General features: G+C 58.2%; 14 protein-coding genes. 13 read left to right on the forward strand and 1 reads right to left on the reverse strand.

Translation table 11 applies throughout. The features are described 5' to 3' along the window. The first annotated feature begins 10 nt into the window (after nt 1-10). The 7 genes from AC0YNU_RS31935 (at nt 11) to AC0YNU_RS31965 (ending at nt 7,988) form a co-directional block, all read left to right on the forward strand. A complete protein-coding gene (locus AC0YNU_RS31935; protein WP_475763897.1) occupies nt 11-1,045 on the forward strand; it encodes a glycoside hydrolase family 18 protein in 1,035 nt (344 codons plus the stop codon). Between the two features lie 300 nt (nt 1,046-1,345). Further along, entirely contained in the window at nt 1,346-1,888 is a 543-nt protein-coding gene (gene spoVT / locus AC0YNU_RS31940; protein WP_475763899.1) for a stage V sporulation protein T, read from the forward strand. A 151-nt stretch (nt 1,889-2,039) separates the two neighbouring features. Beyond that, nucleotides 2,040-4,145 carry a polysaccharide biosynthesis protein gene (locus tag AC0YNU_RS31945; RefSeq protein WP_475763901.1) on the forward strand — a complete coding sequence of 702 codons (2,106 nt, stop codon included), beginning with the start codon at nt 2,040-2,042 and terminating at the stop codon, nt 4,143-4,145. Between the two features lie 287 nt (nt 4,146-4,432). After that, nucleotides 4,433-5,515 (forward strand): ABC transporter substrate-binding protein, encoded by a 1,083-nt coding sequence (locus tag AC0YNU_RS31950; protein WP_475763903.1) that lies wholly within the window; start codon nt 4,433-4,435, stop codon nt 5,513-5,515. 261 nt (nt 5,516-5,776) lie between these two features. Continuing rightward, a complete protein-coding gene (yabN, locus tag AC0YNU_RS31955; RefSeq protein WP_475763905.1) occupies nt 5,777-7,255 on the forward strand; it encodes a bifunctional methyltransferase/pyrophosphohydrolase YabN in 1,479 nt (492 codons plus the stop codon). A 178-nt stretch (nt 7,256-7,433) separates the two neighbouring features. Continuing rightward, nucleotides 7,434-7,706, forward strand: coding sequence for an HU family DNA-binding protein (locus AC0YNU_RS31960; RefSeq protein WP_161705641.1), 273 nt, complete (start codon nt 7,434-7,436; stop codon nt 7,704-7,706). Continuing rightward, on the forward strand, nt 7,707-7,988 hold the full coding sequence (locus tag AC0YNU_RS31965) for an RNA-binding S4 domain-containing protein (RefSeq protein ID WP_475763908.1): 282 nt from the start codon (nt 7,707-7,709) through the stop codon (nt 7,986-7,988). Between the two features lie 146 nt (nt 7,989-8,134). Here the strand turns inward: AC0YNU_RS31965 and AC0YNU_RS31970 are convergent, their stop codons facing one another. Then, nucleotides 8,135-8,716, reverse strand: a complete 582-nt coding sequence (locus AC0YNU_RS31970; RefSeq protein ID WP_475763910.1) for a hypothetical protein — start codon at nt 8,714-8,716, stop codon at nt 8,135-8,137. A 216-nt stretch (nt 8,717-8,932) separates the two neighbouring features. Here AC0YNU_RS31970 and yabP point away from each other — a divergent pair, with 216 nt between their 5' ends. From yabP to AC0YNU_RS32000, 6 genes are all read left to right on the forward strand, one after another. Continuing rightward, nucleotides 8,933-9,220: a sporulation protein YabP gene (gene yabP, locus AC0YNU_RS31975; protein WP_475763912.1), complete on the forward strand. Its 288-nt coding sequence runs from the start codon at nt 8,933-8,935 to the stop codon at nt 9,218-9,220. Then, nucleotides 9,217-9,867 (forward strand): spore cortex biosynthesis protein YabQ, encoded by a 651-nt coding sequence (gene yabQ / locus AC0YNU_RS31980; protein ID WP_475763914.1) that lies wholly within the window; start codon nt 9,217-9,219, stop codon nt 9,865-9,867. Before yabP ends, yabQ begins: the two co-directional genes overlap by 4 nt. Before the next feature lie 23 nt (nt 9,868-9,890). Then, nucleotides 9,891-10,208, forward strand: a complete 318-nt coding sequence (locus tag AC0YNU_RS31985) for an FtsB family cell division protein (protein WP_475763916.1) — start codon at nt 9,891-9,893, stop codon at nt 10,206-10,208. Nucleotides 10,209-10,377: 169 nt separating this feature from the next. Continuing rightward, entirely contained in the window at nt 10,378-10,956 is a 579-nt protein-coding gene (locus AC0YNU_RS31990) for a S1 domain-containing RNA-binding protein (RefSeq protein ID WP_475763918.1), read from the forward strand. A gap of 476 nt (nt 10,957-11,432) precedes the next feature. Continuing rightward, nucleotides 11,433-13,931: a stage II sporulation protein E gene (gene spoIIE, locus AC0YNU_RS31995; protein ID WP_475763920.1), complete on the forward strand. Its 2,499-nt coding sequence runs from the start codon at nt 11,433-11,435 to the stop codon at nt 13,929-13,931. Between the two features lies 1 nt (nt 13,932). Next, complete coding sequence (locus tag AC0YNU_RS32000; protein ID WP_475763922.1) at nt 13,933-14,541, forward strand: hypothetical protein; 609 nt, start codon at nt 13,933-13,935, stop codon at nt 14,539-14,541. Nucleotides 14,542-14,627: the final 86 nt, after the last annotated feature.

Consider the following 14,627-nt stretch of genomic DNA (forward strand, 5'->3'; position numbering starts at 1 on the left):
GTGAACTGTAATGTCTAAACAGTATATCAAGGTCGGTTATGTCGTCGATGAGGCGATGCGGGAGATGACCCGGGAGGATCTGCTGAAGCTTACCCACATCAACGTCGCGTTCGGTCATGTTCGCGAAGACGAGATCGTCACGGAGCATCTGAAGCATGCGGAGGTGATCCATGAATGGAAGCAAGAGCACCCGGAGTTGAAGGTGCTCCTGTCCGTAGGCGGCTGGAGTGCCGGCGGGTTCTCGGAAGCGGCTTCGACCGAGGCGGGCAGGAAGAAGATGGCGGCTTCGGCGGTCCGGGTGCTGACGACGCAGCCTTTTGACGGGATCGACCTGGATTGGGAGTATCCGTGCTACGGCGAAGCGGGAATCGCGTCGAGTCCGGCGGATAAACAGAACTTCACGCTGCTGCTCAAGACGATTCGCGAAGAGCTGGATGCGCTGGGTTCCCGCGATGACCGCCATTATTTGCTCACGATTGCCGCGGGTGCGGACCAGTATTACGTCGATGGAACAGAGATGGACCGGGTGCAGCAGTATCTGGACTACGTTCAACTGATGACTTACGACATGCGCGGCGGATTCCAAGTGCTTACCGGCCATCATTCGAATTTATTCACGCCGACCGGGGACTTGTTCCGGATCAGTACGGACGCCTCCGTCCGCCTATTCGTCGGCGCCGGCGTGCCCAAGGAGAAGATCGTCATCGGCGCCGCCTTCTATTCCCGGCTGTGGAACCAGGTGCCGGACCATAACCAAGGCCTTCACCAAATGGCCGGTACCACGGGAGGTTACGGTCCTTCGTTTACCGAGTTGGCCGCTAATTACATCGGTCAGTCGGGCTATACCCGGTATTGGGATGAAGAGGCTTGCGCGCCGTACTTGTTCAACGGGTCGAGCTTCATCTCTTATGAAGACGAGCAGTCCATCCTGTGCAAATGCGCGTACGTGAAGGATCAAGGTCTCGGAGGCATCATGTTCTGGGAGTACGGCTGCGATAAGACGCACCGGCTGCTGGAGGCCATCAACCAAGGCTTCGTCGGCTAGGCAAGCATAAAGCCATCTCTAAACGGCCATCTCTAACTGTAGAGATGGCCGTTTTGCGCGTTTTGCCGGATGGGAACATCTACCGCCTTCGCCTTTTGCAGGCTGGTCATGCCAAGGCGCCAGATGATGGTTTCCGGCGTCCCGCGCAATGCATAAGAAAATGGGAAGGAATGAATACTATGGTCAGTTCGCTAAACACCTCTTTCAAGGATTCTCTCCTCTTGAATAATAAAGCAGCACCAGCTTCTCAAACGTCCAGTCCAATTCAAAACCTTCCAAGGAAAGTGGGGCAACTAGAACATGAAAGCAACTGGAATTGTCCGTCGCATTGATGATCTCGGCCGGGTCGTCATCCCTAAGGAGATTCGTCGTACACTGCGTATCCGCGAGGGCGACCCGCTGGAAATATTCGTCGACCGCGACGGCGAAGTCATTCTTAAGAAGTACTCCCCCATCGGAGAGCTCGGCGATTTTGCGAAGGAGTATGCGGAATCCCTTTCGGAGAGCACGAATCATATTACGCTTATTACGGATCGCGACAATATCATCGCCGTGGCAGGCGCGCCGAAGAAGGAATATCTGGAGAAGCAGATCGGCGCCATGCTGGAGAGCTGCATGGAGAACCGGAAGACGCTCGTGGAAGCCGGAGGCGGGTCGTTCGAGGTCGTGAAGGACATCGGCGAGACGTTTAGCTCCTTCGTGGCAGCACCGATCGTAGCGGGCGGAGACCCGATCGGCACGGTTGTCCTGCTAAGTAAGGACGAGGCAGTCAAGATGGCGCAGATGGAGACGAAGATGGCGGAAACCGCAGCGGGATTTCTAGCCAAACAAATGGAGCAGTAATCGGCAGAAGATCCAGATCAGCTTTCTTGAAGGACAAGCCTTCAGGGGAGCTTTTTTGCCGTCTTCGGCAGACATGGGCGCGCTTGCGGACTCATCTCGCCTGCGTTTAGGGTATAATGGGAGCAGGAGAAGAGACGGGCAGGTGCGGAAGTTGAAGCAAAAGCAAGAGGAGCGTGCCATCGCCGAAACGGCCGCCGGGCGCCCGGCAAGTTATGGGGATGCGGTCGGGCCGGCGACTGGCGATTCGCGTGCGGAACATGCGGAACGCGCGAAATATAAGGCGCCGGGCGCCGGCCCCGAGCTGCCGCCCGAGGAACGGCCGGCGCCAGACGGCGAGGCGTCGGCGGGACGGCCGCTCGTGAAGCACGGCGGCGGCGGCTCAGGCGGAGCAGGCCCTCGGTTTATGAAGGGCGCGGCATTGATGGGCGCTGCCATGGCGGTCAGCAAGATGCTCGGCACGCTGCAGAAGATACCGCTTCAGAACATCGCCGGCGATCGCGTCTTCGGCATCTATAACGCTGTCTATCCGATCTATCAGCTGCTGCTCGTCATGGTGACGGCAGGCTTCCCGGTCGCGGTATCGCTGCTTGTCGCGGAGCGGGAGACCGCAGGCGATCGGGAAGGCTCGGCACGCGTGCTGAAGGCGAGCGTCTGGCTGCTGAGCGCGGGCGGCATTGCCGGGTTCCTGCTGCTGTGGGCCGGATCGCGGCAAGTGGCCGGCTGGCTGGGCGACAGCGCTGCGGCGCCTGCTGTGCGGGCATCGGCGCTAGCGTTCTGGGTCGCCCCCGCAATGGCGGCGTTCCGCGGGTATTACCAAGGACGCGGACGGATGCTGCCGTCGGCCGTATCGCAGCTCTCCGAGCAGACGGTGCGCGTCGCCGGAATGCTGGCGCTTCTGCTGCTCGGCTGGCATTACGGCTGGGCCGATGATCGGCTTGCCGCCGGAGCGACGGCGGGTTCGGCCATCGGCGGGACGGTAGGACTGGTCTTCATCGTTGCCTATTGGCTGCGGGAGGAGCAGAGGTCCGCAGAGGCGTCAGGCGGAGCCGGACGGGTCCAAGCGCGGGATCGCCGCGGACAGGCTTCGGGGCGCGGTCGAATGACTGCGGAATGGGCCGGTCATGCTGGGAACCAAGCGGGATCGGAAGAGGGAAGACCGGCTCGGGAGCAGGGCGTGATGGTACGGATTAACGGCGTATCAACAGAAGAAGGTAGGCCGAGCCGGGAGCGGTTTATGGCGATACCCGTTAACGGTGACGAAGAGACGGGTGCTCTTGTAGACGCAGAACGCTCTTCAGGGAGGACGCTCGGCGAGCGATCGAGCTTGTTGGCGTTGATGCGGCGGCTTGCGCGGTTGGCGGTACCCGTGACGCTGGGCGCTCTTGCGGTGCCGGCGCTGAACGTCGTGGACGCCTTCACGGTTCCGCGGCTGCTGCACGGAACCGGCCTTGCCCAGGACGAGGCGATGGCGCTCTTCGGCCTGTACAGCCGCGGCCAGCCGCTTGTGCAGCTGGTCGTCATGATTGCCGGCGCGATGGGCGGGGCGTTCGTCCCCGCGCTGGCGCGCTCCCGCGCGAGCGGGGACGCGGCCGCCGTTCGGCAGCAGGGCGCCCTCGTCCTGCGCGCCGCGTGGGGCGTCGGCGCAGCCGCGGCTTTGGGGCTCGTGCTGCTGGCCGAGCCCGTCAATGTCATGCTGTACGCGGACGCCGCCGGCACGCGCACGTTTGCCCTTGTCGGGTGCACGGCACTCGCGGGCACCGTCAGCGCGCTCGCGGCGGCCGTGCTTCAGGGGCTGGGGGCGGTTCGCACCCCCGCCCTGCTCATGCTGGCCGCGGCCGGGTTGAAGGCGGCGCTGAACGCCGCGCTCGTGCCGGCGTTCGGCACGGCCGGCGCCGCCTGCGCCGGCATCGCCGCGCTCACGGCGGCCGCCCTGCTGGGCTCGGCGGCCGCCCGCCGCGCCTGTGGCGCGGCCGTGCCCGCGCGCAGCGCCGCGGGCCCGGGACTCGCACTCGCGGTCATGGCCGCGGTGCTCGTCCTTGCCGAGCGCGGCGGGACCCCGCTGCTCGGCCTAGTGCTGCCGCCGCGGGCGGCAGCCGCTGCGCTCGCGCTCGGCGGCACCGCCCTCGGCGGAGCGCTCTTCGCCGCCGCCGTGCTGCGCTTCGGCGGCATAAGCGCGCGCGAGCTGCGCGCGCTGCCGGGCGGCGATGCGCTGGCCGCCCGGCTGGCCCGCTGGCGCCTGCTGCCCAAAGGCGCCTAGGCTGGCGCCAAGACCAAGGCTCTTCTTTCCTCATTCGAGGGAAAAAGGGCTTTTTTATATCCTGCATATGGCATGTTTATGTAATGATTATGGAATATATATCACTGAAATCAGATCGTGCGTTGTCATTCTGCACAAAAAAAGCATGTTTTTTCGGACATTTCCCCACAATTATGTCAATTATATTTACATATACTTCTTTAAAATCTTACAATGAAGTCGTAAGGACCCAGCGAGATGGCGTATACGAGAGAAGCCGGATGGGATCGAAATACGGGAGGGATACCATGTTTAGACAGGTAACTGGCACAGGAATCGCGATGCTGCTCATCCTGCTGTCGCTCGTGGGCTGCGGCACGAACGCGAAGAACGAGCCGGACTCGAATGTCAAGCCGGCAGCCGACGCGACAACCGCTGAGCCGGCCAATACCGCCTCGGCCGCTGCGGACGAGCCGGCCGCGGAAGCTTCGGCAAGCACGAATTCTACAGATGTCACCTTAATCGAGGGCTGGTATGCAAAAGGCGAGGACGGGGGTTATTTTGCCGGGCTCCAACAAAATTATTATCGAGACGCCGGCGTGAACATGACGATTACGCCAGGCGGTCCGCAGATCTCCGCCATGACGCTGGTCGCTTCGGGGAAAGCCGACTTCGGCATCTCCTACGCGGATGACATCCTGCTCGCGAGGCAGCAGGGCATTCCGGTCGTCGGCATCCTGGCCGGCTTCCAATATTCGCCCCAAGTGCTGATTCACCATGCGGACGACAGGATCGAGAGCTTCGCCGATATTGGGGACCGGACCGTCTACGTGACGCCGGGCACGCTGTATTGGGAGTACATCAAGAGCAAGTTCAAGCTGACGAAAGCGAATCCGATGGCCTACACCGGCCAGCTGGTCAATTTCATCAAGAACAAGAAATCGCTGAACCAAGGCTATATCACGAACGAGCCGTACGCGCTTGCCAACCAAGGGGTCGACGTATCCCTGCTGAAAGTCGCCGATTCGGGCTATGCCAACTATGCCGACGTGCTGTTCACGACGGAGGATTACCTGGCTAAGCATCCGGACGTCGTGAAGGCCGTCGTGCAGGCGAGCCAGTTGGGCTGGAGCTACTATTTGGACAACTACAAGACCGTCAATCCCCTCATCAAGACATACAACCCGGAGGCGACTTTGGACGCGATGAATTACGAGGCGGAGCACGAGAAGGAATTTATTTTGACCGACGAGACCAAGGCGAACGGCATCGGCGCCATGACGGCGGACAGGTGGAACCAGCTGCAGGATCAACTGATCGAGATCAAGGGCTTGAAGGAGAAGCAGGACGTGACGAAAGCCTTCACGACCGAGTTCCTGGCGAAGCCGTAGTTTGATAATGCGCCGCCTATAAGCGCCGGGTCAATCGCGTAACCTCCGCGGCAACCGCGCATGGTCGCCTACCTGGCCATTGCATTAAACCCGCAATTGGGAACCCAAGCCCGCCGCATAGATTCAAGCTGCGCGGCAGTCCGTTTTCCCGGCCAGGCTCCACCTCGAGCGTTCGCTCGAGGTGGATTTTTCTGTTTGAGAGAACGGAGTGTTATAATGAATCCAGTGATGCGAGAAATCATTTCCAGGAGGAATACATACATGCAACCGACCATAACCGTCGTCGGCCTAGGCTCCGGCGACGCCGATCAGCTTACGCTCGGCGTGTGGCGCAAGCTGCAGGAAACCGAGCATCGTTTCGTGCGGACGGACAAACATCCCATGATGCGTTTGTTCGCCGACCATAACCTGACCTATGACTCGTTCGATACATTTTACGAGCAGATGGACTCGTTTCCCGATGTGTACGAAGCGATCGCGAACGCGCTCATCGAGCACGTCCAAGCGAAACAATCCTTGATCTACGCCGTGCCCGGCCATCCGATGGTGGCGGAACGCACGGTGCAGCTGCTCCGCGAGCGCTGCCCAGAGCACGGCATCACGCTCCATATTCTCGGCGGCGAGAGCTTCCTCGATCAAGCATTCACGCGCCTCGGCTTCGATCCGATCGAAGGCTTCCAGCTGCTGGACGCGGCCGACCTCAAGCCGTCCGTCATCCGGACGGAGCTGCATACCGTCATCGGGCAAGTATACGACAATTTCACGGCATCCGACGTGAAGCTGACGCTCATGGAGCTGCTGCCGGACGATCATCCGGTTACCATCGGCCACGCACTCGGCGTGCCGGGCGAGGAACAGATCGTCACCGTGCCGCTCTACGAGCTGGACCGGACGCCGGGCTACGGCAATCTGTCGCTGATCTATCTGCCTCGTTCCACGGACGAGTCGCTGCGCAATCGGAGCTTCGAGCGGCTGCACGAGATCGTCGCGATTTTGCGCAGCCCCGAGGGATGTCCTTGGGATATGGAGCAGACGCACCAATCCATCCGCAAGAACTTCATCGAGGAGACGTACGAAGCGATCGAAGCGCTCGACAACGACGATCCCGACGGCATGCGCGAAGAGTTCGGGGACGTGATCCTGCAGGTCATGCTTCACAGCCAGATGGAAGAAGAGACCGGCACGTTCTCCGTGTACGATGTCATCCAGACGCTTAACGAGAAGCTGCTCTTCCGCCATCCGCATGTATTCGGCGACTCCGCCGCAGGCGATGCGCAGGAAGCGTTGCAGAATTGGGAGCAGATGAAGGCCGAGGAGAAGCGCCGCAAGGGCATCGATCCTACGCAAGCCTCGCAGCTGGACGGCATTCCTCCGGATCTGCCGGCGCTGATGAAAGCCTACAAGATTCAGAAGAAAGCGGCCAAGGTCGGCTTCGACTGGGATGAGATCGGCCCCGTGCTGGACAAGATTCAAGAGGAGCTGCTCGAGCTGCGAGAGGCGATTGCGGAGAAGGATGCCGACGAACAGGCGAGCGAGCTGGGCGATCTTTTGTTCGCGACGGTCAATGCCGCGCGGTTCATCAAAGCCGATCCGGAAGAAGCGCTTGCCCGCACGAATATGAAATTCAAGAAACGATTTTCATATATTGAGGAGCAGCTTCGTATAAGCGGGCGAACCTTTGACCAAACTGATTTAACAGAGATGGATCGTTTTTGGGAGGAAGCCAAAAGGCTGCCCTGAAAACATTTCAGAAGATTCGTCAAAATTCGGCTAATTTCCTCATAAAACACAAAAAAATTTTCCAGTCAGGCAGGATTTATTTGCTAGCAAGCAGAATACTACGTTGAGGAAATCAAGCTATGCGGCGGCTTTCTGGCTGTCTACAACTATATTTGATCGATTAGGAGGATTTTTTACAATGAACAAAACAGACTTGGTGAACAACATTGCGGCAAAAAGCGGTTTGACGAAACGCGACGTAGAAGCAGTTCTGAACGGCTTCCTGGGTGAAGTGACTGACGCTCTTGCAACTGGCGACAAAGTACAGCTGATCGGCTTCGGTACGTTCGAGACGCGCAAACGTTCCGGACGCACGGGCCGCAACCCGCAAACGGGCAACCCGATCACGATCGCGGAATCCAAAGTACCTGCATTCAAAGCCGGCAACAAACTCAAGGACGCCATTAAATAAGTGCGTCTCGATAAATTTCTCAAAGTATCACGCCTGATCAAGCGGCGCACCGTTGCGAAGGACGTATCCGACCAAGGGCGCGTCTGGATCAACGACCGCGAAGCCAAAGCGAGCAGCACCGTCAAAGCCGGCGACGAGCTCAAGATCCAATACGGCCAGAAGATCGTCACCATCCGCGTGGAGCGGATCGCGGAGACGACCAAGAAGGACGAAGCGAGCGGCATGTATACTTTGTTGAAAGAAGAATCCCGCCAGCCCGAGAACAAGCTCGACTGGCAATAAACGAAGAAGGCCTCCCGGCATTCCCGGGAGGCCTTCTTTTTGCTGTGTTTCCCTTCTTAAACTCCTGCTTATCCTTTCTTGCTCTTCGATTTTCCTCTATTTCATCTTGCTCGACGTTCGATCGACCATCGCCTTCGACCCTGCTGCTAGCCTCTCTTTTTATTAGCCGATTGCTTGCCGGCAGACCGGCCGCTTCGATGGCGCGGAGCGCCTTTGGCTACGGATTGGATAGCAGCCGTCGCGCCGATTCCGCCGCCGCCGATTCCGCCCAGCCACTTCATCATGGGCTGTATTTGTTTGTACATCCCATACAATTTCTGCACGTTCGTCATGCCTGTCATGATGCCTTCCATGCCGCCGATGCGGGTGAACAAGTTCTCCGGCCGATTGCCGGGAGCGTTCCACTGCGCGGGGCCGGTCTGGGCATTGATCGCGTTGCCTGCTGCAGGAACGTTGCCCGCGTTGCCCGCTGCAGGAACGTTGACCGCACTCCCGCCGGCTGGACCGGCTCCCATAAAGCCGGGCGCACCGCTGCCGCCGGGCATTCCTGCTCCCGCCGCACCGTCAGCCATGGCAGCCGTCGGACTGCCGGTAGACGTGAGGCGCTGCTGAGGCGCCATTGCCGCTGCCGCCGCCGTTGCCGTGCGGCCGGCCGCACGCCGATTTCGTCCTTGATTTTCTTGCCATGACCGCGACTGCCGCACTCCCTGATGCACGCTTCTTTTCATTCTCGCGCTCACTCCTCCATCTATCCTTTTTTTACTATTCTATGTCTGCTAGCGGCCGCGAGTTTGGGTGAATGGAATGGAGGGGTGAGAGCCTGCACGGTTATCGGAGCCCGCGGCGAAGGCAGTTCGAGGTTACGCTTTTTTCGTTCTAATCCCTGTCCCATCCTCATAGGCTAGTCTCAGTTACCAGTACGCTCGTAGGAGGGGGACGGGGCAATGACGGAGCAAGGAAACAAAGGACAGAAACGCCAGGAAATCAAAATGCTTAATCGCAAGATCCTTGAGATTACCGGCGTCATGAACGTGGAGAGCTTCGATAATGAAGAATTTCTGCTGGAGACGGAGCTGGGCTTCCTGGCGATTCGCGGACAGAATCTGCATATGAAGCATCTCAGCCTGGAGCAGGGGCTTGTCGCCATAGAGGGGCTGGTCCATTCGCTGACGTATTTGGACGGCAATGCGCCCTCGAAGTCCAAGGGCTTATTCGGGAAGATGTTCAAGTGAGCGTAAGCTTAAGCGTTCAATTTTGGACCATGATGACGATGCTTCTCTCTGGGATCGGGATGGGCATCGTTTTCGACGGTTACCGCGTCGTGTCGGACGAGCTTCGAATCAGCCGCATATGGGTGCCGATCTTCGATCTGCTGTATTGGATTGCCGCGACGATCGCGGTCTTTCAGGTGTTGTCCTCCAGCAATCACGGGGAAGTGCGGTTCTACGTGTTTCTGGGTCTCCTCCTCGGCATCGGCTTCTACTACTGGTTGTTTAGCAAAATCACCGTTCGGCTCGTGAAGCTGCTGATCCTTACCGTCCGTGCCGTGACGAATTTTGCGATACAAGCCTTTCGTCTGCTGGTCGTGAAGCCGCTGATTCTGCTCTATCGGCTGGCCAAGCTTATTTTGGCCTTTTTCCGGGCCTTTGCTATGTTCCTCTTGAAAATTGTGGTACAATTGCTTCGTCCGCTCTGGCTTCTTTTCTCATGGATGACCAAACCGATTTGGAAGCCGGTGTTTCGCTGGTGGAATAAATGGGTAAATCCTCTTATCGCCAAGTGGCGCATTGCCGAACGGTACCAGTCGGGCATCAGCACCTTGCAAGGGCTGTGGCAGCGCTGGAAGAACCGCAAGGATTCGAACAAGGATCACGAATAAATCGACGTCAGGAGGCTCATGAAATGACAACGGCAAGCGCGAATCCATCTTCTTCGCACGCGGGCAGCAAACGCAGGCTGAAGCTATGGTTGATGTTCGTTATACTTTTCATGGGCTGGGCACTCTATACATTCGCTACGCAGGTGAATCACCAGAGCCAGGCGGAAGAGAAGCTGGCTGCTGCGAAGAACAAGATCACCGAGACCAACAAGGAATCCGATGCGCTGACGCTCGAAGTGAAGCGTCTCAACGATCCGGAATATATTGGGCTTAAGGCAACGCAGGAGCTGGGCATGGTGAAGAAGGGCGAACGTCCCATCGAGGTATTGCAGCAGCCGTAGTTGGGCGCCAATACGGGTATCCGTCTGTTGCCTTGCTTCTGCGGTTCGGGTATAATCACGTTAGTAACCGCATTTTTCGGCTTACCTTATTCTTACCCGCAGCTCTTGCGGACTGCGGACCTCGAAGCTAGAAGCTTCGCATAACGGTTAGGGAGGAACATTTTTACCTATGGCAATTGAAGTGGGCGCCAAGTTAGAAGGCAAGGTGACAGGCATTACGCATTTCGGAGCATTCGTCGATTTGTCGGGAGGTGTCACAGGGCTAGTTCACATCTCAGAGATTGCCGATAACTACGTCAAGGATGTTAAGGACCATTTGAAGCTGGAAGATGTTGTGACAGTGAAGGTCATTAATGTGGACAAAGACGGAAAAATCGGGCTTTCCATCAAACAAGCAATCGACCGGCCAGAAGGTTCTGTACCTCCTCAGCGCGAACGTTCCGGAGATCGTCCAGGCGGCTTCAGTCGTCCAGGCGGCGGAGATCGCGGACCGGGCGGCGGCGGCTTCAATCGTCCAGGTGGCGGAGATCGCGGACCGGGTGGCGGTGGCGGCGGCTTCAATCGTCCAGGCGGCGGTGGGGGCGGCGGACGTCCTTTCAACAAAGCTGGCGGCGGCAAACCAGCCTATGGCAAGCCTTCGTTCGAGGATAAGGTGTCGCGATTCTTGAAAGACAGTGAAGAGCGTATGTCCTCCCTGAAGAAGAACACGGAATCCAAACGCGGCGGACGCGGAGCGAAGCGCGTTTAATAGCATAGTATCTTTGAAGGCAGTGCCCCCGAGGCGCTGCCTTTTCTGATTTTCAAGACATTTTCAACGACAGCTTGGCCGCATTCCTGGGTCACTCCCCGGCATTTCCGCCTCAGTACCCCCGTTTTATGTCCGCCAACGCGATTGTTATGCAGCCCATTCACGAAATATACCCGCCCACCGCAAAAACTTTTCTCTTGTTCTCACGCAATCCCGACAGGTTCGGACGGCGATTTGTCAGCGTCGGCGCCGACATCGGCCACAGATTTTGTTGAAACCGTCAGTCGCGGAACGGCGCAGCCCACGGTGAATCCCATAAGGACCGCAGGAAAGGCAGCTAGCGACACGCCGCCGCCCGCCGCGGCGAAATTGTCGGAAAAAACTTTGGCGTTGACAACGCTTTCTGACAAACTTTCTTGACTGCCCGATTCTATAATGGCGATACATTAATTTTGAAAAGGGTGGTGCTCCTCACCATGGCAGCGAAACCGAAAGTCGTGATGTTCCCCGGCGTACGCAAAACAAGCTTCGTTCAATCGGCTCTTCATAAAGGGCTGGATCGCACCGGCGTCCTTCGTTTATCAGACCTAATCGCCTCGCGTAAGTGGACGTTCATTCTCATGGCCGTCGGATTTCTCCTTGGACGAGCCGTCATCTTGGAATCATTGGCCCCGTTCGCGGTTGCCTACTTCACGGTCATCTATTTTCTTCGGCGGGATTTATACCTGCCGGTTGCCGCAGCGATCATCGCCGGCAGCTGGTTCGCCGTCACGCCGGAGCCCATATGGATCGCCATGGAGCTTGCCGCCGTCTACTTGCTGATGAGGGGCTTGGAAGCCTTCGAACGGGCGGAGCTCTCATATGCGCCGCTGCTCGTATTCGTAGCAACCTTGCTGGTCAGGCTCTTCGGGGTCGTCACCCAAAGCACGCTCGGGTGGTACGAGCTGATGATGGTCGGCGTGGAGGCATCATTAGCCTTCGTGCTGACGCTCGTCTTCGTGCAAGCCATACCGGTGCTGACCTTCACGAAGAAGACCTCCGCTTTGAAGAACGAGGAAATCATCTGTCTCATGATCATGTTGGCTTCCATCATGACGGGAGCGGTCGGCTGGGCCGTCGAAGGCTTGTCCATCGAACACATCATGTCGCGGTATATGCTGCTGCTGTTCGCCTTGGTAGGCGGGGCGCCGCTTGGAGCTTCCGTCGGCGTCGTCGCCGGATTGATCTTAAGCTTGGCGGACGCGAATGCGATCGTGCAGATGAGCCTGCTCGCGTTTGCCGGACTCCTGGCCGGACTGCTCCGCGAGGGGGGCAAAATGGCCGTCGCCTTCGGGATGCTTCTCGGCTCTTGCATCTTGTCTATCTATATTGGCAACCAGGCGGACGTTATGAATTCGACCTGGGAGTCCGTGGTTGCGGCAGCGCTGCTGCTGGCAACGCCCAAATCGATTACGCGCGTCATTTCGAAATATGTGCCAGGCACGCAGGAACATGTCAAATCCCAGCATGAATACGCCAAGCGCGTTCGGGATGTGACGGCGCAGCGGGTTGCGCAGTTCTCGGAAGTGTTTCGTCAGCTGTCCCGAAGCTTCGGGCAATTCGGCGGCGTACAGGATGAGAAGCAGAAGCGGGAAGAGACCGTCAATCACTTCATGAATGCGGCGGCGGAACAAACATGCAGTACCTGTCATCGGAATACTTCATGCTGGGAGGGGAAATTTTATGAAACCTACAAAATGATGACCGGCATGATGACGGTCGTGGAGGAAGGACGCCGCGTAGGGCCGAAGGAGGTGCCGAGAGAGTGGAGCCAGCATTGCAACAAGCCGCAGCAGGTGCTTGGGGTGATGCAGCAGCAGTATGAACTGTATCAGCATGATTTGAGATGGCGGAAGCAGCTGAGCGATTCGCGTCAGCTCGTAGCCGAGCAGCTGTCCGGCGTATCGCAGGTCATGGAAGACCTCGCGAAGGAGATCAGGAGGGAAGGACAGCAGCTGCATTTGCAGGAAGAACAAATCCGAGAGGCGCTGGAAGGACTCGGTTTATCGATACAGGGCATCGAAGTGATTAATTTGGAGGAGGGGAATGTTGAGATCGAGGTGTATCACACCTTCGGGCAAGGCTATGACGAATGCCGCAAAATCATTGCGCCGCTGCTATCCGACATTCTAGGCGAACCGATCGCCGTGATGGCAGAGAAGCTGCCGGAGAAAGAAGGAGGCGCCGCGCTTGTCATCTTCGGCACGGCCAAGGCATTCGAGGTGGAGACCGGCGTGGCGGGTCTCGCCAAGGGCGGGGATTTGCTGTCGGGAGACAGCTTCAGCACCGTCGAATTGGGTAATGGCAAGTTTGCCGTGGCAATCAGCGACGGCATGGGTAACGGCGAGCGGGCGAAGCAGGAGAGCAGCACGGCGCTCACGATATTGCAGCAGCTGTTGCAGTCCGGGATGGACGAGAAGCTTGCGATCAAGTCGGTTAATTCCGTGCTGCTGCTTCGCTCCTCGGACGAAATCTTCGCGACGGTCGATGTCGCACTCATCGACATGTACTCGGCGAAGACGACTTTTATGAAAATCGGATCAACGCCCAGCTTTATCAAGCGCGGGAACGAAGTGATTCCGATCTCGGCCAACAATTTGCCGGTAGGGATATTGCAGGACATTGACATAGATTTGATTCGCGTTCAGCTGCAGCCCGGGGATACGCTCATCATGATGACTGACGGGATCTACGACGCTCCGGGGCATGCCGTCAACAAGGAAATGTGGATGAAGCGCATCATTCACGAGATCAAGACCGACAATCCGCAGGAAATCGCCGATTCGCTCCTCGATACGGTCGTACGGCACCATAAAGGCGACATTGTGGACGATATGACGGTTGTCGTCGCGAGAGTAGACAAGCATCAGCCCGAATGGGCAACATTCCGCTGGCCTGGCATGACCAAGGTCGAGCGTCCAAGGACGGTGAGCTGAGATGAAGATTATCGATATCATGCGAGGCGCATTTTTTAATAGAAGCAAGGAGACAGCCGCGGCTGCTCAGGTCGGCCAATCCGTGAGCGACAAGGGGATCGAGACGGACGTTCGAGGGGAAGTCGTTATTCAGCTGGAGCGACGGAGAGCCCGTAAGCGCGTGTTGAACGGGCGGACGAAGGTTATGAATCTGGATATGGATCTGGATATGGATCTGGAAATGGATGTCATGGACTTGAACAGCGGGCCGCCGATCTCAAATGACCTGCAGCCTTCAGCGGGGAGCAGCGTGCATAAGCGGGAGGAGATGAAGCCTGTGCCTGCGCAAGAACATCGACTGCCTGATCTGGAGCTCGCGCCGGTAGCGCGTCTGACTGAGGCAGTGCCTGCGCGCTACATGCGTCCGCCGATACCGGCAGCATTCGTTCATGAACAACTGCAGCCGCCGATTGGAGCCGGACAGGCGAAGCAGCGCCAGGCACGCTCGGGGCAACCGAAACAAGCTGCCGATACGGGTCAGGTAAAACGAATGTCGGAACCTAGGCAGCGTAAACGAACAACCTACTCCCAACAGCCGGAACGCGAACCGGCCATCCTGCGGGACCAATGATCGGCGAAGGCTGAGCTCAGCCAAGCCTGCCTGTTTCGGGCAGGCTTTTTGCGTTGTTCCTATGAAGCCGCTTTGTACTCTACTTC

The sequence above is a fragment of the Paenibacillus sp. J31P316 genome, from assembly GCF_056269105.1.